The organism is Streptomyces sp. URMC 124, assembly GCF_051386455.1.
GTDB lineage: Bacteria > Actinomycetota > Actinomycetes > Streptomycetales > Streptomycetaceae > Streptomyces.
In genome coordinates this window covers 20,327-43,527 of record NZ_JBPQTS010000012.1, presented here as the reverse complement: position 1 = coordinate 43,527, position 23,201 = coordinate 20,327, and the positions used below count along the sequence as shown (strand labels likewise).

General features: G+C 72.2%; 23 protein-coding genes. 2 read left to right on the top strand and 21 right to left on the bottom strand.

Going from position 1 to position 23,201, the window contains the following annotated elements:
- Window positions 1-149 precede the first annotated feature (149 nt).
- The 16 genes from dprA to proS form a co-directional block, all read right to left on the bottom strand.
- Window positions 150-1,331: a DNA-processing protein DprA gene (dprA, locus tag ACSNOG_RS04465; RefSeq protein ID WP_436751186.1), complete on the bottom strand. Its 1,182-nt coding sequence runs from the start codon at window positions 1,329-1,331 to the stop codon at window positions 150-152.
- A complete protein-coding gene (locus ACSNOG_RS04460) occupies window positions 1,328-2,935 on the bottom strand; it encodes a YifB family Mg chelatase-like AAA ATPase (protein WP_436751205.1) in 1,608 nt (535 codons plus the stop codon). The genes dprA and ACSNOG_RS04460 overlap by 4 nt, the downstream gene beginning before the upstream one ends.
- Window positions 2,935-3,294 carry a YraN family protein gene (locus ACSNOG_RS04455; RefSeq protein WP_436751185.1) on the bottom strand — a complete coding sequence of 120 codons (360 nt, stop codon included), beginning with the start codon at window positions 3,292-3,294 and terminating at the stop codon, window positions 2,935-2,937. The genes ACSNOG_RS04460 and ACSNOG_RS04455 overlap by 1 nt, the downstream gene beginning before the upstream one ends.
- A gap of 82 nt (window positions 3,295-3,376) precedes the next feature.
- On the bottom strand, window positions 3,377-3,685 hold the full coding sequence (locus ACSNOG_RS04450; RefSeq protein WP_007821609.1) for a DUF2469 domain-containing protein: 309 nt from the start codon (window positions 3,683-3,685) through the stop codon (window positions 3,377-3,379).
- A gap of 39 nt (window positions 3,686-3,724) precedes the next feature.
- Entirely contained in the window at window positions 3,725-4,252 is a 528-nt protein-coding gene (locus tag ACSNOG_RS04445) for an NUDIX hydrolase (protein WP_436751184.1), read from the bottom strand.
- Window positions 4,245-4,988, bottom strand: a complete 744-nt coding sequence (gene lepB, locus ACSNOG_RS04440) for a signal peptidase I (RefSeq protein WP_436751183.1) — start codon at window positions 4,986-4,988, stop codon at window positions 4,245-4,247. The genes ACSNOG_RS04445 and lepB (ACSNOG_RS04440) overlap by 8 nt, the downstream gene beginning before the upstream one ends.
- A gap of 111 nt (window positions 4,989-5,099) precedes the next feature.
- On the bottom strand, window positions 5,100-6,104 hold the full coding sequence (gene lepB / locus ACSNOG_RS04435) for a signal peptidase I (protein WP_436751204.1): 1,005 nt from the start codon (window positions 6,102-6,104) through the stop codon (window positions 5,100-5,102).
- A complete protein-coding gene (lepB, locus tag ACSNOG_RS04430) occupies window positions 6,046-7,080 on the bottom strand; it encodes a signal peptidase I (RefSeq protein ID WP_436751182.1) in 1,035 nt (344 codons plus the stop codon). The genes lepB (ACSNOG_RS04435) and lepB (ACSNOG_RS04430) overlap by 59 nt, the downstream gene beginning before the upstream one ends.
- Window positions 7,073-7,918: a signal peptidase I gene (gene lepB, locus ACSNOG_RS04425; RefSeq protein WP_436751181.1), complete on the bottom strand. Its 846-nt coding sequence runs from the start codon at window positions 7,916-7,918 to the stop codon at window positions 7,073-7,075. The genes lepB (ACSNOG_RS04430) and lepB (ACSNOG_RS04425) overlap by 8 nt, the downstream gene beginning before the upstream one ends.
- Before the next feature lie 45 nt (window positions 7,919-7,963).
- Window positions 7,964-8,314, bottom strand: a complete 351-nt coding sequence (rplS, locus tag ACSNOG_RS04420; protein WP_030369336.1) for a 50S ribosomal protein L19 — start codon at window positions 8,312-8,314, stop codon at window positions 7,964-7,966.
- Between the two features lie 130 nt (window positions 8,315-8,444).
- Window positions 8,445-9,254 (bottom strand): tRNA (guanosine(37)-N1)-methyltransferase TrmD, encoded by an 810-nt coding sequence (gene trmD, locus ACSNOG_RS04415; RefSeq protein ID WP_436751180.1) that lies wholly within the window; start codon window positions 9,252-9,254, stop codon window positions 8,445-8,447.
- The gene (gene rimM / locus ACSNOG_RS04410; RefSeq protein WP_436751179.1) at window positions 9,254-9,943 is read right to left on the bottom strand and encodes a ribosome maturation factor RimM; all 690 of its coding nucleotides are present in this window, start codon (window positions 9,941-9,943) and stop codon (window positions 9,254-9,256) included. The genes trmD and rimM overlap by 1 nt, the downstream gene beginning before the upstream one ends.
- 84 nt (window positions 9,944-10,027) lie before the next feature.
- On the bottom strand, window positions 10,028-10,267 hold the full coding sequence (locus ACSNOG_RS04405) for an RNA-binding protein (protein WP_020868149.1): 240 nt from the start codon (window positions 10,265-10,267) through the stop codon (window positions 10,028-10,030).
- 2 nt (window positions 10,268-10,269) lie between these two features.
- The gene (gene rpsP / locus ACSNOG_RS04400) at window positions 10,270-10,704 is read right to left on the bottom strand and encodes a 30S ribosomal protein S16 (protein WP_179082843.1); all 435 of its coding nucleotides are present in this window, start codon (window positions 10,702-10,704) and stop codon (window positions 10,270-10,272) included.
- Between the two features lie 155 nt (window positions 10,705-10,859).
- Window positions 10,860-11,450, bottom strand: coding sequence for a hypothetical protein (locus ACSNOG_RS04395; RefSeq protein WP_058046476.1), 591 nt, complete (start codon window positions 11,448-11,450; stop codon window positions 10,860-10,862).
- Between the two features lie 304 nt (window positions 11,451-11,754).
- Window positions 11,755-13,170 carry a proline--tRNA ligase gene (gene proS, locus ACSNOG_RS04390; protein WP_436751178.1) on the bottom strand — a complete coding sequence of 472 codons (1,416 nt, stop codon included), beginning with the start codon at window positions 13,168-13,170 and terminating at the stop codon, window positions 11,755-11,757.
- Between the two features lie 296 nt (window positions 13,171-13,466).
- On the opposite strand from proS, the gene ACSNOG_RS04385 reads away from it, so the two are divergent.
- A complete protein-coding gene (locus ACSNOG_RS04385) occupies window positions 13,467-14,288 on the top strand; it encodes a class I SAM-dependent methyltransferase (RefSeq protein WP_436751177.1) in 822 nt (273 codons plus the stop codon).
- A 124-nt stretch (window positions 14,289-14,412) separates the two neighbouring features.
- Here the strand turns inward: ACSNOG_RS04385 and ffh are convergent, their stop codons facing one another.
- From ffh to nsdA, 5 genes are all read right to left on the bottom strand, one after another.
- Window positions 14,413-15,957 carry a signal recognition particle protein gene (gene ffh / locus ACSNOG_RS04380; protein ID WP_436751176.1) on the bottom strand — a complete coding sequence of 515 codons (1,545 nt, stop codon included), beginning with the start codon at window positions 15,955-15,957 and terminating at the stop codon, window positions 14,413-14,415.
- Window positions 15,958-16,033: 76 nt separating this feature from the next.
- Window positions 16,034-18,463: a [protein-PII] uridylyltransferase gene (locus ACSNOG_RS04375; RefSeq protein ID WP_436751175.1), complete on the bottom strand. Its 2,430-nt coding sequence runs from the start codon at window positions 18,461-18,463 to the stop codon at window positions 16,034-16,036.
- A 31-nt stretch (window positions 18,464-18,494) separates the two neighbouring features.
- Complete coding sequence (locus ACSNOG_RS04370; protein WP_058046471.1) at window positions 18,495-18,833, bottom strand: P-II family nitrogen regulator; 339 nt, start codon at window positions 18,831-18,833, stop codon at window positions 18,495-18,497.
- Complete coding sequence (locus ACSNOG_RS04365; protein ID WP_436751174.1) at window positions 18,830-20,170, bottom strand: ammonium transporter; 1,341 nt, start codon at window positions 20,168-20,170, stop codon at window positions 18,830-18,832. Before ACSNOG_RS04365 ends, ACSNOG_RS04370 begins: the two co-directional genes overlap by 4 nt.
- A 333-nt stretch (window positions 20,171-20,503) precedes the next feature.
- Complete coding sequence (gene nsdA / locus ACSNOG_RS04360) at window positions 20,504-21,997, bottom strand: transcriptional repressor NsdA (protein WP_436751173.1); 1,494 nt, start codon at window positions 21,995-21,997, stop codon at window positions 20,504-20,506.
- Window positions 21,998-22,492: 495 nt separating this feature from the next.
- Between nsdA and ACSNOG_RS04355 the strand changes: the two genes are divergently transcribed.
- Window positions 22,493-23,170 carry a bifunctional DNA primase/polymerase gene (locus tag ACSNOG_RS04355; protein WP_436751172.1) on the top strand — a complete coding sequence of 226 codons (678 nt, stop codon included), beginning with the start codon at window positions 22,493-22,495 and terminating at the stop codon, window positions 23,168-23,170.
- Window positions 23,171-23,201: the final 31 nt, after the last annotated feature.

The following is a 23,201-nucleotide window of genomic DNA, read 5'->3' as shown; positions in this document are numbered from 1 at the left end:
GTTGCGGTATGCGATGAGTCCTCTTCGTCGGTGTGCGGATCCCCTGCCGGAAGCGCCGTCAGGCGGCGCCGGGGGCCGGCGTCCGTCCGGGCCTCGCCGTATCGGCGGCCGCGGTCGTCCCCTTAACCTTTTCACCCGATCGCCCCAGGTCAAGAACCGCCTCGCCGCGCGGACGGGCGCCGTCCGGGGGGCTTGGAGGTGCCGGATGTTGACGGTGGGGCGGCCAACTGCCAGTGATCACCCCGGCGTTCCACGAAGCCCAGCGACTGCAGCTCGTACAGCCTGGCGAGCGCCTGTTCCCTGCTCAGGCCCGCGTTTCGCGCGATGAGCTTCTCGCCCCCGCCGCTTCCCCCGGGCACGGCCTCCAGCACGACGGCCGCCCCCGGAGCCAGGAGGTCGCGCGCGACGACGGGGCCGCGGCGCTCGGGGGCGAGCTCTCCGATGCCGCCGACCAGTTCGGCGATCTCGTCCGCATCGGTGACCAGGCTGGCGTCCTCGCGGAGCAGTTCGTGCACGCCCGCCGACAGGCCCGATGTGACGGGCCCGGGCACGCCCATCGTCAGGCGGCCCAGCAGTCGCGCGCGACGGGCCGTCACCAGGGAGCCGCTGCGGTACTCGGCCTCCACGACGACGGTTCCCCTCGTCAATGCGGCGATGACGCGGTTGCGCAGGACGAAGCGGCTGCGCGTGGGGTGCCCGCCCGGGGGCAACTCGGCCAGCACCAGACCGCGTTCCACGATCCGGTCGATCAGGTCCGCGTGGCCGCGCGGGTAGGGCACGTCGACCCCGCAGGCGAGCACGGCGACGGTGGCCCCGCCCGCGGCGAGCGCTCCCCTGTGGGCCGCGCCGTCGACGCCGTACGCGGCGCCGGAGACGACGACCCAGCCGCGGCGGGCCAGCCCGGTGCCGAGCAGGGAGGCGACGTGCGCGCCGTAGTCGGTGCAGGCGCGGGCCCCGACCACGGCGACGGAGCGCAGCGCCCACAGCCTCAGGTCGGCCCCGCCGCGGACCCAGAGGCCGAGCGGGCGGGCGTCGCCGAGGTCGTCCAGCTGCCGGGGCCATTCCCTGTCGCCGGGGCAGAGGAAGCGGCCGCCGAGCCCGGCGACGGTGTCGAGGTCGCGGTGCGGGTCGAGGGTGGCGGCGCGCTCCCGGCACCCGGCGAGCCGCTCGCGGCCGGCCCCCTGCGGTGCCGGGCCCGCTCCCGTGAGCCCTCGCACCAGCGCCACGGCGCCCATTTCCCGCAGCCACCGCCCCACGCGCTCGTCCCCGGGCTCGGTCAGCCGGGTGAGGGCGGCACGGGCCAGCCGCTCCTCGGGGGCGGCAGCCGTCACGAAGGGCCTCCCGCCACGACCGCGCCGCGGTGGACGCCCGTGCGCAGTTCGAGCGCGCAGTTGACGTCCGAGGTGTCGGGGAGGTCGTGACCGGCGAGGTCCGCGACCGTCCAGGCGACGCGCAGCACGCGGTCGAGGCCACGTGCCGTCAGCATGCCGCGCTCCATGTCGCGTTCGGCCTCGTCGAGGGCGCCGGGGGCGACGCGCCAGCGCGTCCGCAGTTCGTGGCCGGGGACTTCGCTGTTGGTCCGCCACGGGGTGTCCGCGAGGCGGGCTGCGGCCCGCTCCCGGGCGGCACGGACCCTGTCGGCCACCTGGGCTGTCGTCTCCGCCCCCGCTCCGATCCCCGTCAGCTCGGAGCGGGCCACCGCTTCGACCGTCACCCGCAGGTCCACCCGGTCCAGGAGGGGGCCGGACAGCCGTGCGCGGTAGCGCCTGATGGCCTGTGGAGTGCAGTCGCAGCCTTCCCCCAGCATGCCGTGCCGCCCGCAGGGACAGGGGTTGGCGGCAAGGACGAGGAGGAACCGTGCGGGCAGTCGCAGGACCCCGCCGGAGCGGGCCACGATGACGTGGCCCGACTCCAGCGGCTGCCTCAGGGCGTCCAGTGCCCGCCCGGAGAACTCGGGCGCCTCGTCCATGAAAAGCACGCCGCGGTGGGCCAGGGAGACCGCTCCGGGGCGCGGCAGCCCGCTGCCGCCACCGACGAGCGAGGGCATGGACGCCGAGTGGTGCGGAGCGCAGTACGGTGCCCGGTCGAGGAGGGGCTGCCCCGCGGGAAGCGTGCCCGCTACGGAATGCACCGCGGTGACCTCGAGGGACTCCTGGGCCGTGAGCGGCGGAAGGAGGCCCGGCAGCCGCTCCGCGAGCATGGTCTTGCCCGCTCCGGGCGGGCCCTGGAGGAGGAGGTGGTGCCGCCCGGCAGCGGCCACTTCGAGGGCCGTCCGTGCCCTGGCCTGCCCGGCGACCTCGGCGAGGTCGGGCCGGCGCTCCCCGTGCAGGACCCCCGTGCCCAGCCCCGCGCCGGGCACCGAGAGCCCGGCGAGCATCGGATCCGGGCTGCCTTCCTGCAGCGGCTCCTCCTCGGGCACGGGCTCGTCCGCCAGGACCGCGATCAGCTGGCGCAGGCTGCGGATGCCGAGGACGGAGACGCCGGGCACGAGGGAGGCCTCGGCGGCCGTGCGCTCGGGGACGACCACCTGCCGGTAGCCCGCGTCGGCCGCGGCCAGGACCGCCGGCAGCACGCCCTGTACCGGGCGGACGCGGCCGTCGAGACCGAGCTCCCCGATGAGCACGAGGTCGGCGATCTCCCGGGGGTCGAGGCGCTCCGAGGCGGCCAGGACGGCACAGGCGACGGCCAGGTCGAAACCGCTGCCGCCCTTGGGTACGGCGGCGGGGCTCAGGCCCACGGTCAGCTTCTTCTGCGGCCATTCGGCGCCGGAGTTCACGACGGCCGCGCGGACGCGGTCCTTGCTTTCCACGAGGCTCTTGTCGGGCAGTCCGACGAGGGTGAAGGCGGCGACTCCGGGCTCCAGGTCCGCCTGGACCTCGACCACCACTCCCTCGACACCGACCAGCGCCACCGAGCACGTACGGGCGAAGCCCATCACGCCACCCCCTTGGCGTGCTCCACGGCGGGGGCTCCCCGGTCGGGGACGATCACGCCCACCAGGTCGATCCGCACGCCGCCCGCGGGCGGACCGCCGTGCCGGGCGAGCCACCGGTCGGCGAGGCGGCGCAGCCGCTCGGCCTTCGCCGGGGTGACGGCGGCCATCGGATGCTCGTACACGCCGGTGCGGCGGGTCTTGACCTCGCACACCACCAGGGTGTCGGACTCCATGGCCACGATGTCGATCTCGCCCTCGCGGCATCTCCAGTTCCGTTCGAGGACGACCATGCCGGCTTGGGCCAGCCGGCGGACGGCGAGATTCTCGCCGTAGCGACCGAGTGCTTCTCGGGCGTTCACGGGCACCACCTCCGGCGCCCACCGTGCCGCCGGCACCCGACATCATTGGATCTTGGTGGATAACCCGTCGGTTGTGGAGAACTCAGCCACCCGGAAGGTCGAGGTCGGTCTTGTTCAGCTCCTCGATGTTCACGTCCTTGAACGTGAGCACCCGGACCTGTTTCACGAACCGGGCCGGGCGGTACATGTCCCAGACCCAGGCGTCGGCCATCGAGACCTCGAAGAAAACCTCGCCCTGTACGGAGTGCACCTGCATCTCGTAGTCATTGGTGAGGTAGAAGCGACGCTCGGTCTCGATCACGTATTTGAACAGACCGACGACATCGCGGTACTCCCGGTAGAGCTTCAGCTCCATCTCGGTCTCGTACTTCTCGAGGTCCTCGGCGCTCATGGCATGTTCCCCTTCAGCCGTGCGTCCCCCCATTGTGCGTCAGGCACGCTCCGTCTCCAGGAGCACCGGCGTACGCGGGGGTCCCTCGTCGAGCAGCGTACGCAGCAGCCCGGCGAGCCTGGTCGGATACACCGTCTCACGGGTCGCGAGAAGTTCCTCGCAGGTCCACCAGCGCAGCCCCGTGACGCTGCGCCGCTCCAGTTCCGTCCCGCCGCCGGTCCACTTCCCCGGCTGCGCGGTGCGGGCGAGGAAGTACCGCTCGTCCTGGTCCCAGCGGCGGCCGTCGAAGGGGAAGGAGCAAGTGCGGCGCCACAGGACGGGGCCCAGGTCGATCTCTGTGATCCCGGTCTCCTCGGCCAGCTCGCGGCGTGCCGCCTGCTCCCAGCTCTCGGCGCCCTCCAGGCCACCGCCCGGGGTGAACCACCAGGTCGTCGTCGGGTCGCCCGGTTCGTAACCGTGCATCAGCAGGATGCGTTCGTCCGGGTCGAGCAGCACGACCCGTGCCGCCCTGCGGAGCTCGCCGGGGGGCGCCTCCCCCGACGTGCGGGCGGGGCCTTCCTCAGCCATGGACGGGCACCTCCTCCCTGCGCCTCGGCGTGACGAAACGCGCCACAGGCCCGTACGCCGCGCCGCCCAGGATGAGCACCGCGCCGACGACCACGGCTGCCAGCACCAGGGGCAGCGGGCCGGGCTGCGAGGTACCGCCCGGGAGGGCGGCGAAAGACTCGGGTCTGTCCATCATGCCCCAGCCGCCCATGGGCCAGGCAGTGGCGTCCACGCGCGCTGTGACCGCGCCGCGCGGCACGGTGCCGTGGGAGGCGTCGGTGAGGTGCCCGCGGGAGTCCACGGAGTCATTGCGGTGATCGCCGAGCAGGAAGAGCTGCCCCTCGGGGACGGTGGCGGAGAAGCCGGTGGGCGACGCCGGGCCCTCGGCCTGCAGATACGGTTCCTCGATGGGCTTGCCGCCGACCGTGAGGCGCCCCTTGCCGTCGCAGCACGCCACGGTGTCGCCGCCCGTACCGACGACCCGCTTGATCATCGGGGCGTCGCCCCAGACCTTGTCCTTGAAGACGACGATGTCGCCGCGCCGCACGTCGCCACCGTCGATGCGCTGGGCAAGGACCCGGTCACCCCGGCCGATGGTCGGCGCCATCGAGTTGGTGGGGACGGTGTAGGGCTGGTAGAGCAGGGCACCCCAGACGAAACCTCCGAGGAAGAGCACACAGCCGACGGCCACGGCCAGCCCGGACAGCATCCTGCCCGCGCGGCCGTGGCCGTCGTCCGTACGTCCTGCTCCGCTCATCCCATGCTCCCGCCCCGCGTAGAAGATCGGTCTCCGCATGCCCAGGGGCACGGGAACCGCACACTACCGGGCGGTATGCGGGCGAGTCAGCCCTTCGGGAGGCTCTGCCGGTCAGCCCCTGCGGGCGCTCCGGCGGGTGAGGCCCTCGGTGCCGCTGCGGGCGGTGAGCCGGCGCCGGCGCCACAGGACGAGCGGCACAGCTCCGGCGAGCCCGAGCGCGGAGGGCGCGGCTGCGGCAGCGGCGCTCAGTCCGGCCTGGTCGAAGGTGCCGGGAACGCCCAGGAAGGACCAGCGGTTGATCGGCCAGGCGACCACGAAGGCGCGGCCCACGACGTCGGGCACGGGGACGAAGCCGTGGTCCTGGTTCGGGTGGTAGCGCGAGTCCAGGGAGTTCTGACGGTGGTCGCCCATCACCCAGAGCTTGCCCTTGGGCACCTTGATCGGCCCGAAGGGCTGGTCGTCGCAAGGGGTGTTGTCGGGGAAGAGGTAGTCCTTCTCCGACAGGGCCTTGCCGTTGACCTTGACCGGGCCGCCCTTCTGGCATTCCACGGTGTCCCCGCCGACCGCGATGACCCGCTTGATGAGGTCCTTCTCCTCGGCCGAGGGCATGAGGCCGATGAAGCTGAGGACCTTCTGCACGCCGCCGCCCAGCGGGCCCGGCTGAGGCGTCTGGGTCTCGTCCCCGAGCCAGTTGTCCGGGTCGTGGAAGACCACGACCTCGCCGCGCTCGGGCTCGGCACCGAACCACGGGGTGAGCTTGTCGACCAGCACGCGGTCACCGCGCTGGAGGGTGTTCTGCATGGAGTCCGACGGGATCGAGAACGCCTGCACCAGGAACGTCTTGATCAGCAGGGCGAGGACCAGAGCGATGCCGATCAGTATCGGCAGCTCCTTCCAGAAGGACCGCTGCTTCTTGGGCGCCGCTCCGCGCGGGCCCTCCTCGTCCGCGTCCGTCTCCGGGCTCACGTCTTCGCCGTCCGTCCGCGCCCGTCCGCCCGCAGCCTCCTGGGATGCCTGGGACATGGCCTCCGCCGGCACGCCCGCCCCTGGCGACCCGTCAGCCTCCCCGGGCCGCTTCTCGGGCTCTTCGTGACCGGACCGTGCGCCGACCGCCAAGTCCCCCACATCCACTCCTCTCGCTCCGCTCTCCACGCTGCGGGCCGCCGTACACACGATGCAGGCCCACCACTCCCATAACGAGCGGGAGTTCCGCAGGGGTCGGGAGTTGGATCAATCCTTGCTGATCCATGAAGGACACACTATGCGCCGAACCGCCTGCTCGCGCCTCCGCCGGCGGCGCGTCACCGACCGTTGCGAAAGTGTCTCTTTCGGACAGCTGCCGCCAGTGGCCCAGCGGCCACGCGATCACGACCGCACGGCCGACGACCAGCTCCTGCGGCACGGTGCCCTGTCCGGGGTCCTCCAGGTGGAAGCGGGAATCAGCCGAGTTGGAACGGTGGTCGCCCATGACGAAGTAGCGGTCCCGGGGCACCCGCACCGTGAAGTCGAGCTTCGAGGGAGCGTTGTCGGGGTGCAGGTAGGGCTCGTCGAGCGGCGTTCCGTTGACCGTGATTTTGCCGTTCTTGTCGCAGCACTTGACCGTGTCTCCGCCGACACCGATCACGCGCTTGATCAGATCCTGCTCGTTCGCGGACGGAAGCAGACCGATGAAGGTCAGCAGTTGTTTGACCTGTTTGACGCCCACCGGGTCGGGCCCGCCCGTCAGCTGCTCCCCGTCCAGCCAGCCGCCGGGGTCCTTGAAGACGATGACGTCACCGCGCTGCGGGCGGGAGCCGAACCAGGGAGTCAGCTTGTCCACCAGGACGCGGTCACCGATCCGGATGGTCTGCTCCATAGAGCCGGAGGGGATGACGAACGCCTGCACCAGGAACGTCTTGAACACCAACGCGATCAGGAGCGCGACCGCTATGAGGATCGGCACCTCCTTGACCGCGGAACGGCGCCGGCGCCGCTTGACCCGCCGCGCCGCCTTCCGCCGCGCCGCGCGGCCGCCCGTGGCCGCGCCCGCCCCCACCACTTCCGCATCCGCCGGGTCCGCGGAGCCCGGCAGCGTACGCCCCCTGCTACCCACCCGGCCTCCCGCTCCGTGCGGCGGGCTTCCCCGTGTGCCCGGCGGCCGCTTCAGCGTCCGGCACGCGCGCGTAGACGACAGGACGCTTCAGTGCGGTCATCCGTCCGAACGGCCAGCCGATCCAGTCGGCCCGCCCGACGACCCTGCTCACCGGCACCATGCCGCCGCCGGGCTCCCCCAGGTGGTCGCGGGAGTCGCGGGAGTCGCCCCGGTGGTCGCCCATCACCCACAGCTTGCCCTTGGGGACCACGACGTCGAAGGGCACCTGCGAGGGCGCGTCGCCCGGGTAGAGAAAGCTCTCGTCCACCGGCCGACCGTTGATCTGCATCCGGCCGCGCGCGTCGCAGCAGATGACCCTGTCACCGCCGACGCCCACCACGCGCTTGATGTAAACGGTCGCCGCGGGACTCATGAGGCCGACGGACGAGGCGCCCTTGCGGATCAGTGCCGCCGCCGGGTTCTCGGCCGGCACGTCGTGAACGAAGGAGTCCGTGCCGTCGAAGACCACCACGTCGCCCCGCTGCGGCTCGTCCCCGAAGCTGTAGGCCAGCTTGTTGACGAGCACCCGGTCACCCACCCGCAGCGTGTTCTCCATCGACCCGCTGGGGATCAGGAAGGGCTGCACCACATAGCTGCTGAGCAGCAGCAGGAAGACCAGGCAGAGCGTCAGCAGCACTCCCGCACGGCGCAGCGTGCCGCCGCCCCGCAGCCACTCCCGGGCGGCCTTCGCCCAACCGGCCGGGGAAGCGGGAAAACGCGAGGAGCGCGACCCCTGCTCCGCGCCCTCTGCGGGGCGGGGAGAGCGGTCGCGCTCCGAAAGCTGTACGTCGGTGTCCATCGAGCCGAAAGCCTATCCGGCCAGGCGCGGACTCCGGACAGAAGCTCAGTTGTCGCGCTTCTCCTTGATCTTCGCGGCCTTGCCGCGGAGCTCACGGAGGTAGTACAGCTTGGCGCGACGGACGTCACCGCGGGTGACGAGCTCGACCTTCTCGAAGATCGGGCTGTGCACCGGGAAGGTGCGCTCGACGCCGACGGAGAACGAGACCTTGCGGACCGTGAAGGTCTCGCTGATGCCCGCGCCCTGGCGGCGGATGACGACACCCTTGAACTGCTGGATGCGGGAGCGGTTGCCCTCGATGACGCGGACGTGGACATTCACGGTGTCGCCGGGGCGGAAGGCCGGGACGTCGGTGCGCAGCGATGCGGCGTTGACGTTGTCGAGCAGGGAGGACATGTTCGTCTGCTTCCTCGCCGATGCCACAGGTCATCAGCGGAATTCGTACTGAAGTGGGGATGGTGCCGGAACACCGGGCGAACGTCGTTCCCCCTGTGGCAGGGGCGCGCGCCGGGCGCAAGGCAACGGCTTATTCTTCCACGTCCGGGGCCACTCGCCCAAATCGGCCGTCGGGGCCGGGGCCCCAGCCCAGGATCGAGAGGATCTCGCGGTCCTTCTTGTCGAAGGCGGCGGGGTCCGCGCGCTCGATCAGATCGGGGCGGTTGCGCACCGTGCGCCGGAAGGCCTCGTCGCGGCGCCACCGCGCGATCTTGCCGTGGTGGCCGCTGAGCAGGACGTCGGGGATGCCGCGTCCGCGCCACTCCGGGGGCTTGGTGTACACGGGGCCCTCGAGGAGGTCGGCCATGGCGCCCGGGGCGAAGGAGTCGTCGCGGTGCGACTCGGCGTTGCCGAGCACGCCGGGGAGCAGCCGGGCGATGGCCTCGACCATGACGAGGACGGGCGCCTCACCGCCGGCCAGCACGTAGTCGCCGATGGACACCTCGCGGACGTCGAGGCGGTCGCCGTACTCCTCGATGACCCGGCGGTCGATGCCCTCGTAGCGGGCGGGGGTGAAGACCAGCCACGGCTTCTCGGAGAGCTCGACCGCGAGCTCCTGGGTGAAGGGACGGCCGCTGGGCGTCGGGACGACGATGACGGGCCGCCCCTCGCCCGACTCGATGATCGAGTCGAGGGCCTCGCCCCAGGGCTCCGGTTTCATGACCATGCCCGGGCCGCCGCCGTAGGGGGTGTCGTCGACCGTGTTGTGCTTGTCGTGCGCCCACGCGCGCAGGTCGTGCACGCGGACGTCGAGCTGGCCCCGTGCCCGCGCCTTGCCGACCAGCGAGACGTTCAGGGGCTCGAGGTACTCGGGGAAGATCGTGACGACGTCGAGGCGCATCAGGCGTCGCCCCGCTCGGAGCCGCTCTCGGAGGCGTTGCCAGAGGCATTCCCGGAGGCGTCCGCGCTGCCGTTCCCGGAGCCGCTCGCGGAGGCGTCGGCGGAGCCCTGCCCGGCCTCGTGCGCCGCCTCACGCCCGGCTTCGGCCCCCGCCTCACGCGCGCCGGCGATCTCCGCCTCGTCGGCGTCGATCAGGCCCCGCGGCGGGTCGATGAGGGCGCGCTGCTCGTCGAGGTCGATCTCCGTGACGATCTCGGAGACGAAGGGGATCATCACTTCGGTCCCGTCGGGCCGCTCCACGATGAACAGGTCCTGCGAGGGCAGGTGGGAGATCTCGGTGATCCGGCCGACGACGGTGCCGCCGACCGTGACGACCTCCAGGTCCATCAACTGGTGGTCGTAGAACTCCTCCGGGTCCTCCGGGGTCTCCTCCGGGTCCACCTCGGCGATGAGGAGGGTGTTACGGAGCGCCTCGGCGGCCGTGCGGTCACCCACGCCCGCGAAGCGCAGCAGGAGCCGACCGCTGTGCACGCGCCCGGACTCGATGGTCAGCGGCCCCGCAGCGGCGGGGTCCGTGCCCAGGACGGCGCCGGGGCCGAGCCGGAGCTCGGGCTCGTCCGTGCGCACCTCAACCGTGACCTCGCCCCGGATGCCGTGGGCGCGGCCGATCCTGCCGACTACGAGCTGCATGTTTCCTTCTCTGCTCTCCGTACGCGACAACGGGCCGGGAAGGGCCCAAGCCCTTCCCGGCCCGTGCCGGTGCTCAACCGCTTCTCAGCGGACCTGATCCACGTCGACGAGGTCGACGCGGATACCACGGCCGCCGATGGCGCCCACGACGGTGCGCAGGGCACGCGCGGTGCGGCCGTTACGGCCGATCACCTTGCCGAGGTCGTCCGGGTGAACCCGGACCTCCAGCACGCGCCCACGGCGCAGGTTGCGCGAAGCGACCTGCACCTCGTCGGGGTTGTCGACGATGCCCTTCACGAGGTGCTCAAGGGCCTCCTCGAGCATCCTCAGGCCTCGGTCGACTCAGCGGACTCGGCCTCAGCGGCCTCGTCCTTCTTCTCCGACTTCTTCGCCTTCGGGGTGATGGCCTCACCCTTCGTCTCGCCCGCGGCGCTCACGACGGCGTCGAAGAGACCGCTGTGGTCCTTCTTCGGCTCGGCGACGAGCATCGGGGCCGGAGCCGGCAGGCCCTTGAACTTCTGCCAGTCGCCGGTGACCTTGAGGATGGCCATGACGGGCTCGGTCGGCTGCGCGCCGACACCCAGCCAGTACTGGACACGCTCGGAGTCGACCTCGATGCGCGAGGGGTTCTGCACCGGGTGGTACAGACCGATCTCCTCGATGGCCCGGCCGTCACGGCGGGTGCGGGAGTCGGCGATGACGATGCGGTAGTGAGGCGAACGGATCTTGCCCAGACGCTTCAGCTTGATCTTGACTGCCACGGGAGTGGTGTCTCCTGGTCTTGACGTGGTTGGGCACAACGAGATGCCACGTGGGGTTGCGGTACTCGGATGCCCGATGGACGCGCCAGCCGGAGGAGAGAGGGGTCCTATGCGACTGTCGAGTACAGCGTCCCATTGTGCCACACCCCTCCAGGTCAGCCGACCGTGACCGCCTCCGGAATGCGGAAGGGCTGCCCGCAGCCGCCGCACATGATCGGCGCCTGGGCCAGCACGGAGGGCACGACGCGCACGTTCCGGCCGCAGTCGCACACCGCCTTGACCCGCACCCCGCCGCCGGACGAGCCGTGCCGCGCCGCCGGCCCGCGGAACGTCCGCGAGGTGTCGGCGGTGGTGGCGACCGTGTGCGCCTTGAGGGCGCGCTGCAGTCTGTCGATGGTGGGGCGGTAGCGCTTGCGCGCCTCCGGGTTGAGCACGACCAGGGAGAAGCCGCTGCTGGGATGCGGATCCTCGCTGTGGTCGAGTCCGAGCTCCTCGGCGATCGCCAGGAACCGGCGATTGTGGTAGCGGCCCGCGCGGGAAGTGTCACGGACACCGCGGGCGGCCGCGATGCCGTGCACTGCCTCGTGCAGCAGCCGTTCGAAGGAGAGCTCGGCGCCGCATGCGGACGACGACTCCCCGATCAGCGATTCGGGCGCGGCTAGATCCGGCAGCTCGGGGTGGTGCCGCTGAATGTCGGCCCACGCCTGCGCCAGCTCTGCGGCGAGAACAGGTGGTGTCGTGCTCACGTCGTGACAACGAGCAGGGACGGCCCGGTGTTCCGATACCGGGCCATCCCAAATAATTTGCACGTACCAGTCAGTTTCACGCTCATGCGTCGCGACGAGGGCGGGTGCGCAGATCTATGGAGAAGCCGCGCACCCGTTCGCAACCCGGGACGTACTGACTCACCAGTAAGCGCGCACCGGGGGGCGTGCGCCCCTACGAACAGCGGGGCGCCCGAAGGCGCCCCGCGGAGCGTGAACCACTGCGCACCGGCAGGGCTCTCCGCCCCCCTGTGCAGCCTGGGGCAGGGCCCTAGGCGCGCGGCACCTAGTAGGCGCGCGCGACGATCGCGATCGTGCCCGGGGCGTCGTCCGCCTCCGGCACGGAGCCGTCCTCGCCCACGAGGCAGCGCACGGTCACGGCCTGCTCGGCCAGCTTGGCCTCGCCCTCCGGGCCGAGGTCGGCCCAGCGGATCCGCGCCCAGCCGCCGGCGACGGCGGCCTCGGCGGCTTCCTCGATGGTCTTCACGTCGGCCGTACGAGCCTCACGGCGCTCGCGCGACTGGCTCAGCAGCAGCGCCTGGTCCTCCTCGAGGACCTTCGGCAGGAGTGCAACGAGCTCCTCGAGACGGACCGGCTCCTTGCCGCCCGGGATGCGGCGGGCCAGCATCGCGGTGCCGTTCTCCAGGTCGCGCGGGCCGACCTCGATGCGCACCGGGACGCCCTTGAGCTCCCAGTCCACGGCGCGGCGGCCGAACGGCGTGTCGGTGCGGTCGTCGACCTGCACCCGGATCCCGGCGGCCTTCAGCTGGTCGCCGATCTCGCGCACCTTGGCGATGACGGCGTCGTCGCCCTTGATCGCGAGGACGACGGCCTGGACCGGCGCCAGGCGCGGCGGCACGCGCAGGCCGTTGTCGTCACCGTGCGACATGATCAGACCGCCCACCATGCGGGTGGAGACGCCCCAGGACGTCTGCCACACCAGCTCCTGGTGGCCGTCCTTGGACAGGTACGAGGTGTTGAAGGCCTTGGCGAAGTTCTGGCCCAGCTCGTGGCTGGTACCCAGCTGCAGCGCCTTGCCGTCGCCCATCATGCCCTCGAGGGTGAGGGTGTTGATCGCGCCCGCGAAGCGCTCCTTGGCCGTCTTGCGGCCCAGGACGACGTCGATGCCCAGGACGTTGACCATGAAGTCGTAGTAGACGTCGCGGTGGATGCGGGCGGCGTAGTCACGCGCGTCCTCGTAGGTGGCGTGCGCCGTGTGGCCCTCCTGCCAGAGGAACTCGCTCGTGCGCAGGAAGACGCGCGGGCGCATCTCCCAACGGACCACGTTGGCCCACTGGTTGATCAGCAGGGGCAGGTCGCGGTAGCTCTGCACCCACTTGGAGAAGTACTCGTTGATGATCGTCTCGGAGGTGGGCCGGACGACGACCGGCTCCTCCAGCTCCTTGCCGCCGCCGTGCGTGACGACCGCGAGCTCGGGGGCGAAGCCCTCGACGTGCTCGGCCTCGCGCGTCAGGTACGACTGCGGGATGAAGAGGGGGAAGTACGCGTTGGAGGCGCCCGCGTCCTTGATGCGCGCGTCCATCTCCTGCTGCATGCGCTCCCAGAGCCCGTACCCGTACGGTCGGATGACCATGGTGCCGCGCACCGGGCCATTGTCGGCCAGCTCGGCCTTGTTGATCAAGTCCTGGTACCAGCGCGGGAAGTCGTCCGCCTGGGGGGTGAGAATGGGAGCCTTTGCCATGGTGCGAATGGTACGGGGCCGATCCGTCGGAGCGTGAATCCGCTCCCCTCGCCCCCGCCCCGTGCCCCTCGCACGCCGCCCCCGGCGGCTGTGCGCCCCCGTACGGCGCCCGTGCGGATGCGCCCGGCACATGCCATCGTGGGCGTACGGGAACGCGCCGGCGTCATCCCCTGGACTCGGGAACCGATGCGCAGTTCCCTGGCACAAGGGGGGCTTTCTCGGCAGTGCGCACGGCAGTACACGGGGGGCGGTGGATCGGGCATGCACACGTCTCTCGGCGGATTGGGGCGCTTTCCATGACACCTACGCTCGTACGGCGGCACCGGCCGTCCTCTTCGTCGCCCGAGTCACGGGCCCGCGACTGGGCGGAAATCCAGGAACGGATGCTGGTGCCGCTCTACGAAGCGGTGTACGAACGCCTGGAGGTCGGCTCCGGCACCAGGCTGCTCAGCCTGGGCTGCGGCTCCGGCCTGGCCCTGCTCATGGCGGCGTGGCGCGGCGCCGCGGTCTCCGGTGTGGACCCCGACGGGCGCCGGCTCGCCCTCGCCCGCGAGCGGCTGCTGCCCGAGGGGGGCGGCGCCGCGCGCCTGGGGCACGGGGCCCCGGAGAGCGTCATGGACGACGGAGCCCCTGCCTTCAACCTCGTCACCGCCTTCGACCCGCTGTACTGCGCGGGCGGCAGTGCGCAAGGCATGGCCACGGCGCTGGCCCGGGCCGCCTCGTGCGCGGCGCGGGGCGCCCCCGTGGTGCTGGCGGGCTGGGGCCCTCAGGAGCGCTGTGCGGCGTCAGGGGCGCTTCGAGTTGCGGCCCGGCTTGCGGACCCCATGTGCGCGCCGGCGCGCTGGCGGCCCTGCGGCCGCGACGACCTGGAGAACCTGGCCCAGCAGGCCGGGCTCCGCCCGGACGGCTCGGGCCGGGTGGCCTGCCCCTATGGCTATGCCGACATGAGCAGCGCGGTACGCGGCATGCTCTCCACCGGCGCCTTCGACGCGGCCGTGCGCGCCACCGACGAGGAGCAGGTCGTCAAGGAGCTCTCCGAGGCGCTCCACCCCTATCTGCGCCGCGACGGCACCGTATGGATGCCCAATGTCTTCCGTTATCTGATAGCCCGCGCCTAGCGCAGCGCGCATGCGACAGCCCCCGCGGCCTGCCCGGCCGCGGGGGCTGTGTCGTACTGCGGGGCGAGCACCGTGGGGCGCGCCGCACGGGGCCCGCGAAGGCCCGCACGGGGCCCCGCGGGGCTCAGCCCATGAACTTCTTGAACTCGTCCGGCAGTTCGAAGTCCTTAGCGTCCTGGCCGGCGGGCAGGCCCAGGGCGCCCCCCGCCTGCTGCTCGCGGCGCGCGGCCGCGGCCTGCTCCTCGGCCTTGCGCTTCATCGGGTTGCCGCTCTGGCGCTTGCCCTTGGCCTGCTTCTGCTGCTTCTTCTTGCGGCCGGCGCCGCCGCCCATGCCCGGCAGGCCCGGCATCCCCGGCATGCCGCCGCCCTGCGCCATGCGCGACATCATCTTGCGGGCGTCGAAGAAGCGCTCCACCAGGTTCTTGACGGCGCTGACGTCCACGCCCGAACCCTTGGCGATACGGGCCCGGCGCGAGCCGTTGATGATCGTCGGGTCCTGGCGCTCGGCCGGGGTCATCGACTTGATGATCGCGGCGGTGCGGTCGACGTCGCGCTCGTCCAGGTTGTTGATCTGGTCCTTGATCTGCCCCATGCCCGGCAGCATGCCGAGGAGCTTGCTGATGGAGCCCATCTTGCGGACCTGCTCCATCTGCGACAGGAAGTCGTCGAGCGTGAACTCCTTGGGGCCCTTCGCCAGCTTGGCCGCCATCTTCTCGGCCTCGTCCTGGCTGAAGGTCTGCTCGGCCTTCTCGATCAGGCTGAGCATGTCGCCCATGCCCAGGATGCGGGACGCCATGCGGTCCGGGTGGAACGCGTCGAAGTCGTCCAGCTTCTCGCCGTTGGAGGCGAACATGATCTGCTTGCCGGTCACGTGCGCGACCGACAGGGCGGCACCACCGCGGGCGTCGCCGTCGAGCTTGGAGAGCACCACGCCGTCGAAGCCGACGCCGTCGCGGAAGGCCTCGGCGGTGTTGACCGCGTCCTGACCGATCATGGCGTCCAGGACGAAGAGGATCTCGTCCGGGGAGACGGCGTCACGGATGTCGGCGGCCTGCTGCATCATCTCGGCGTCGATACCGAGGCGACCGGCGGTGTCGACGATGACGATGTCGTACTGCTTGGTGCGGGCGAACTCGATCGAGTCCTTGGCGACCTGGACGGGGTCGCCCACGCCGTTGCCCGGCTGCGGGGCATACACGCCGACGCCGGCGCGCTCGGCGACGACGCTGAGCTGGTTTACGGCGTTGGGGCGCTGGAGGTCGCAGGCGACGAGCAGCGGGCTGTGGCCCTGGGCCTTCAGCCAGCGGCCGAGCTTGCCGGCGAGCGTCGTCTTACCGGCACCCTGGAGACCGGCGAGCATGATGACGGTCGGCGCGGTCTTGGCGAAGCGCAGGCGCCGGGTCTCGCCGCCGAGGATGCCGATGAGCTCCTCGTTGACGATCTTGATGACCTGCTGGGCGGGGTTGAGGGCCTGCGAGACCTCGGCGCCGAGCGCCCGCTCCTTGACCTGCTTGATGAACGAACGGACGGCCGGCAGGGCCACGTCCGCCTCGAGCAGGGCGATACGGATCTCGCGCGCGGTGGCGTCGATGTCCGCCTCGGAGAGGCGGCCCTTGCCCCGGAGGTTCTTGAAAGTCGCTGCGAGGCGGTCGGAGAGGGTATCGAACACGGTGGTCGCGGATCCTTCTTGTTGAGTGTCAAGTCGGCGGCTGACCCCCAAGGGTATCCGCACCCTCCCGGTCCGGTCAGCCGCCCAGCGCCTCCTCCATCCCGCGGGCGATCGCGGAGGCCGCACGGGGCGTGAGCGCGGCGCCGTCCGGGCCGGTCACGTAGAACGCGTCCACCGCACTCGCCCCGAGCGTGCTCACGCGGGCGCTGCGCACCCACACTCCCGCCTCGTCCAGGGCTCGGCCGATGCGGTGGAGGAGGCCGGGTTCGTCCTGGGCGCGCACTTCCAGGACCGTGGCCCCGTGCGAGGCGGCCGCGGCGACGGTCACGCTCGGCGGGGCGTGCACCACGCCCCGCCGGCGTCTGCTGTACGCCGCCTCGCGCTCGGCCAGGCGGCCGGGGACGTCGAGGGAGCCGTCAAGGGCGCGCACGAGGTCCTTGCGCAGGCGGGCCGCTTCGGGCGGGGCGCCGTACTCGGCCGCCACGCGCCAGTTCAGCAGCAGCGCCCCGTCCACGGCGCGCAGGTCCGCCGTCCGCACCGTCAGCCGGTGCAGCGCCAGGACACCGGCGGCCGCGGGCAGCACGCCGGGCTGGTCGGGCACCGCGATCCGCAGCTCCATGCCGACCGGCACCGGGGCGCCGTCCTCTGCCGGCTCCACGCCTTCGGAGCGGGGCTCCAGGGTCAGCGCCGGGGCACCCGTGCGGAGGGCCTCGCCGGCCAGTTTGAGGGCCTCCGGAGCGGGCGGGGCGGGGGCACGGGGCCCCTCGTCCGCTCCGCCCGCCAGGGCCGCCGCGGCGCGGCGCACCAGGTCCGCGACGAGCGACGCCCGCCAGGCGCTCCATGCGGCGGGCCCCGTGGCGAGGGCGTCGGCCTCGGTGAGGGCGTGCAGGAGCTCCAGCGTGGCCGTGTCGGTCACGGCGTCGGTGACCGTGCGGACGGTCGCCGGGTCGTCGAGGTCACGCCGGGTGGCGGTGTCGATGAGCAGCAGGTGGTGCCGGACGAGGGTGGCCAGGACGTCGGTGTCGGCGGTGCCGAAGCCGATCCGGCGGGCGACGTCGCGCGCGAGGGCCTCGCCCGTCACGGAGTGGTCGCCGGGCCGCCCCTTGCCGATGTCGTGCAGGAGCGCGGCGACGAGCAGGAGGTCCGGGCGCCCCACGCGGCGTGTGAGGGCGGCCGCCCGGACGGCCGTCTCGATGAGGTGCCGGTCGACGGTCCAGCGGTGGACGGCGTTGCGCTGGGGGCGGCAGCGCACGTGCTCCCACTCCGGCAGCAGCCGGGAGACGATCCCTTCGGCTTCGAGGGCCTCCCAGACGGGCACGGTGGGCGGCCCCGCGCCGAGGAGCGTCAGGAGCTGCTCGCGGGCTTCGGCCGGCCAGGGCTGCGGCATGGGGCCCGCCGAGGCCGCCAAGCGGCGCACCGCATGGGGCGACAGCGGCAGGCCGGCCTGGGCCGCCGCCGCTGCTGCGCGCAGCGCCAGGACGGGGTCTCGCTCGGGCCGCGCGGTGCGGGCCAGCACGGCTTCGCCCTCCTGCTCGACGACGCCGTCGGCGAGGGAGAGCCGCTCGACCTCGGCGAAGCCGCCGCGCCCTCCGCGCCCGCCCAGGATGCGGCGCAGCCGGGGCCGCACGGAGCGGGCGCGCAGGATCCGCCCGACCTCGCGCCAGGTGACGTCCGCGGCGTAGGAGACCGTACGGGCGGCCTCGTAGACCCCGTGCAGGAGGCCGTCGGCGTCGGCGAGGCCGAGGGCCTCGGCGACCTGGTCCTGCTCCTGGAGCGCGAGCCGGTCGGTGGCGCGCCCGGTGGTGAGGTGGAGGGCGTCGCGGACGTCGAGGAGGTGGGTGCGGGCGCGTTCGAGTCCGGCACGGGGCGCGTCGGCGAGCCATGAGGCGGCGACGGCGCGCAGCGCGGTGGCGTCGCGGAGGCCGCCCCGTGCCTCCTTGAGGTCGGGTTCGAGGAGGAAGCGGAGTTCGCCTTGGTGCCGGGTGCGCTCGTCGCCGAGCTCGCGTAGCTCGGCGAGGCGGGCGGGGGCCTGGGCGCGCCAGTCGGCGTAGGCGGTGGTGCGCAGCGCGGCGGTGAGCTGTTCGTCGCCGGCGAGGTGGCGGGCGTCGAGGAGTCCGAGGTGGACCTTGAGGTCGCCGGCGGCGGTGCGGCGGGCCTCGGCGGGCGTGCGCACGGAGTGGTCGAGGGCGAGCCCCATGTCCCAGACGGGGTACCAGACGCGGTCGGCGATGGCCGCGATCTTGGAGATGTCCGCGGTGCCGTCGTGCAGGAGGAGGACGTCGAGGTCGCTGCGGGGCGACAGTTCGCCCCGCCCGTAGCCGCCGACGGCGACGAGGGCGACGCCCTGCGTCTCCCCGAGCAGGGCGCCGAGCCACTGGTCGGTGAGGCGGGCGAGGGCGGCGCGGCGCGGCGGCCCGGTGAGCGCCCCCTGGTGCAGGAGGCGCAGCCGGGCGGCCGCGTAGCCGCTGGGTTCCGAGTCGGCGGGGCAGGTTCGCGGGTCGGTCAACTCGGCTCCCTTCGGGGCGGTCCGGCGGGTGTCAGAGGGCGTCGGGGCCGCGCTCGCCGGTGCGTACGCGGACGACGGTCTCGACGGGGACGACCCAGACCTTGCCGTCGCCGATCTTGCCGGTGTGGGCCTTCTTGAGGATGACGTCGATGACGTCCTCGGCGTCGTCGTCCTCGACGAGGACCTCGATGCGGGCTTTGGGGAGGAGGTCGACGCGGTACTCGGCGCCGCGGTAGACCTCGGTGTGGCCGCGCTGGCGGCCGTAGCCGCTGGCCTCGCTGACGGTCAGGCCCTGGACCCCGAAGGTCTGGAGGGCCTCCCTGATCTCGTCGACGCGGAAGGGCTTGACGATCGCCGTGATGAGCTTCATGCGTCCACCTTCTTGTTCTTCGGCTCGGCGGCCTGCTCCGGGTCGGCCTGCCCGCGGCCGGACGGTTCCCGGCCGGTCTCCTCCGCGCTCGCGGCCGGCCGGTGCGGGGCGGGCGCGAGGGCGCGGGCGGCGGCGCCGACTCCGCTGTGGTCGTAGGCGGTCTCGGCGTGGAAGGCCTGGTCGATGCCGCTGATCTCGTCGTCTTCGGCGGCCCGGAAGCCGATGGTCTTGTCCACGAGCTTGGCGAGGAGCCAGGAGACGGTGAACGAGTAGGCCATGACGGAGAAGGCTCCGGCGGCCTGCCGGCCGAGCTGCGTGGCGCCGCCGACGCCGTCGGTGGCGAGGAGGCCGACGAGGAGGGTGCCGATGACGCCGCCCACGAGGTGGACGCCGACGACGTCGAGGGAGTCGTCGAAGCCGAGCTTGAACTTCAGGCTCACGGCCCAGGAGCAGACGGCGCCGGCGACGACGCCGATGAGGAGGGCACCGAAGGCGTTGACCGCCGCGCCGGAGGGGGTGATGGCGACGAGGCCCGCGACGGCGCCCGAGGCGGCGCCCAGGGTGGTGAAGGCCCCGTGCCGGATGCGTTCGTAGGCGAGCCAGCCGAGCATGGCGGCGCCGGTGGCGACCTGGGTGTTCATGGCCATGTTGGCGGCGGCACCGTTGGCGGCGAGCGCGGAGCCGGCGTTGAAGCCGAACCAGCCGAACCACAGCAGGCCGGTCCCGAGCATCACCAGGGGCAGGCTGTGCGGGCGCATGGGGTCCTTCTTGAAGCCGATGCGCTTGCCGACGACGAGAACGGCGGCGAGGGCGCCGATGCCCGCGTTGATGTGGACCGCGGTGCCGCCCGCGAAGTCGATCACCTTGAGCTTGAACAGCCAGCCGTCGGCCTGCCAGACCCAGTGGGCGACGGGGAAGTAGACGACGGACACCCAGAGGGTGATGAACAGGGTCCAGGCGCTGAACTTCACGCGGTCGGCGAGCGCCCCGCTCATCAGTGCCGGGGTGATCACGGCGAACATCAGCTGGAAGAGGGCGAAGGCGAAGACAGGGATGCCTTCCTTGCCTCCGGTCAGGGTTTCGGGGCCGATGCCCTTGAAGCCGATGTGACCGAGATCGCCGAGCAGTCCTGCGCCGACGTCGTCGCCGAAGGCGAGCGAATAGCCGAAGAGCACCCACAGGACGGTGACGATGCCGAGCGAGATGAACGACATCATCAGCATGTTCAGGGCGCTCTTGACCCGCACCATGCCGCCGTAGAAGAAGGCCAGCCCCGGTGTCATCAGCATCACGAGTGCGGCACTGATCAATACGAATGCGGTATCCGCGCCATTCATGGTCGGTGTCTCCTCGAAGCGGCGGCCTCAGTGGGCCGGTTTTCGCCATGAGGTTGGCGCAGCGGGATTTCAGCCGATGCTGCTGGTTGTTTCGCCGCAGTGACGAAGACGGCGGGAGTGTTACGCCCGGGTGAATCGGCCGCGGCAGGCGGGTGATCGCCGCTAGCCTTCGCCGCCCCGTAGCACCCGTGGGCCGCCCCGGCACCGCAGCCGCATCACTCTCGCCGGCGCACGAGGCCGACCGCGACGTCCGCCCGGTGTGACCTGGCGTGGGGGAGCCGAGTCGGGCTGTTCGGGAGGAGCGTCGCGGCCGGGTACGGGGGCCGGTGGTGGTCAGACCGCTTGGGCGGCTTCCACCGATTCCGGCAGGTGAACGGTGATCTGTTCGGTGAGGGCGACGACTTCGGCGACATCCCCGAAATCACGCGCCGCATTGTCGACGGTCTTACGGAGTCGGTTGTTCACCCGCTCCGACCGCACCTGCCTGGCAATCTTGAGAGCCTTGCCGGCGAGGATCGTGGACTGCTCCGGCTCCCCCTCCATCAGATGGACGGTGGCCATGCCGATGAGGTTGAGCGCATACGAACGGTGGTGCTCGGTGTCCTGCGCGAAGAGCTCGACGGCGCGCTCCATCTTGGGACGGGCGAGGGAGGCGTACGTGGGGCTGCGGCCGGCCACGTAGGCGAGGTCGCGGTAGGAGTGGGCGTTCTCCGCGTTGAGCTCGGCTTCGGAGAAGAAGCGGATCCAGTCGGGATCGCCGTCCCCGGAGGAGCAGTCGGAGAAGCAGTCCTCCGCCATGTTGACCGCGCGCTTGCACTTGGAGGGCTGCCCCATGTTGGCGTACGCGCGGGCCTCCACGGCGTACAGCATCGCCTGGGTGCGTGCGGTGGCCGTCTCGCGGGAGCCGTACTGGCCGAGGTGGATGAGCTCCAGGGCGTCGTCCGGGCGGCCGAGGTGGATCATCTGACGGCTCATGCTGGAGAGGACGTACGCGCCGAGGGAGCGGTCGCCCGCTTCCTTGGCGGCGTGGAGCGCCAGGACGAAGTACTTCTGGGCGGTGGGGTGCAGGCCGATGTCGTAGCTCATCCAGCCCGCCAGCTCGGCCAGTTCGGCGGCGGCCCGGAACAGTCTCCTGGAGGTGGCCTCGGGCTGCGGTTCCTGGAGCAGATCGGTGACCTCGTGGAGCTGGCCGACGACGGCCTTGCGGCGCAGGCCGCCGCCGCACTGGGCGTCCCACTGACGGAACATCATGGTGGTCGACTCGAGGAGGTCGAGCTCGGGGCCGGAGAGGCGGCCCACGCGCGGGGAGCGGTCCTGCGACGGCGCGCCGGAGCCGTCCCGGCCGGCGGGGCCGGGGGCCAGCCAGCGCTGCATGGGCTCGATGAGCGCGGGGCCGGCGGACAGGGCGAGCGAGGCACCGAGGAAGCCGCGCCGCGCGAGCATCAGGTCGCTGCGGGAGAACTCGCTGATCAGCTCGACCGTCTGCGGGCCCGCCCAGGGCAGGTCGACGCCGGAGACGGACGGGGACTGGTGGGCGGAGCGCAGGCCGATGTCCTCGATTCCGACGACGCAGCCGAAGCGCTCGGAGAACAGCTCGGAGAGGATCTTCGGGATGGGCTCGCGCGGCTGCTCGCCGTCGAGCCAGCGGCGCACGCGCGAGGTGTCCGTGCTGATGTGGTGGGCTCCCAACTGCCGCGCCCTGCGGTTGACCTGCCGCGCGAGCTCGCCCTTGGACCATCCGCTGCGCAGGAACCAGGAGCCCAACTGCTCGTTGGGGCGCTTGTCAGCCCTCTCGGCACCGCCGGTGCCGCTGCCGTTGCCGCCCACCTGGAAGCCCCCATCCCGAACTCTGCTGTCTGTGCGCGAACGGTGTGAACCACGCACAGCTTGCCGCCGAACCACGCACAGCTTGCCGCTTTTTGCGGCGGCCCGTGCGGCGATGCACCCCGGGCCGCGAGAAATTCCGGCCGGGCGACGAGATGGTTCGTGCCTCCGGCATACCCACCGGCGGGGCGCATCTCCCATGGGTTCGTGCACCGAAAGTAATCCTACGATCACGGCTGACGCGAGAGCAGTCCAGTAAACGCCACCATTCGCCACCCCAAGGAATGAACCCAACCGCACCTCCACGCGATTGACTTGACACGGGACGATCAGAGAAGGCCCGGGGAGAGAGTGGATCGATGCGCGCCCCGGCGCATGTCCGGCACCGCACCACCCGTCGCACACCGTCACGCCGCCTCGGGAAGGGATTCGGCAACGGTCCGTGTTCGAGACACTCCGACTCGTAACCATCCGCGAGGACGACCCGTTGGAGGGGGCATGGGCTTCACAATCGGCGGCATCCGGGATCTGCGCTCGGGCTCTCGGCGCCGCGGACGCGCGTACGAGTGCGTCACGACGGTGGCGGAGTACACCGGCCTGTGGGGGTGGGACGTGGTGCCCGGCGCCCGCGCCTCCCGCGGGGGCCGCCCGGCCGGCGCGGTCTGCTCGTGCGGTGCCGACGACTGCCCCTCCCCCGGTGCGCACCCGCTCTCCTTCGCCCCCCGCGTCCCCGCGGGCGCCACGCTGGACGCGGCGGCGGCCGCGTGGGCCGAGGTGCCGGGCGCGGCCGTGCTGCTGCCCGTGGGCCTCTCCTTCGACGTCCTGGAGGTCGCCGAAGCGGCAGGGAGGCACGCTCTGGCCCGGCTGGAGCGCATGGGGCTGCCGCTCGGCCCCGTGGCCCTCACACCGCACGGCCGGGCGCTGTTCTTCGTCGCCCCCGGTGCCGCCGGCGAGCTCCCCCAGCTGCTCTACCGCATGGGCTGGGACGACGCCCGGCTCGACCTGCGCTGCATGGGGCCCGATGAGCACGTCACCGCTCCGCCCTCGGACTACGCCGGCCTGGGCCCCATGCGCTGGCTCCGCCCGCCCACGCTGGACACCGCGGGCCGCCCCCCGCAGGCCCGGCTGCTCCTCGGCACCCTCGCGTATGTGTGCCACCGGTCGGCGGCGTCCTGAAGCCCGGCGGTCTCCCGGCCGGCCCCCACGC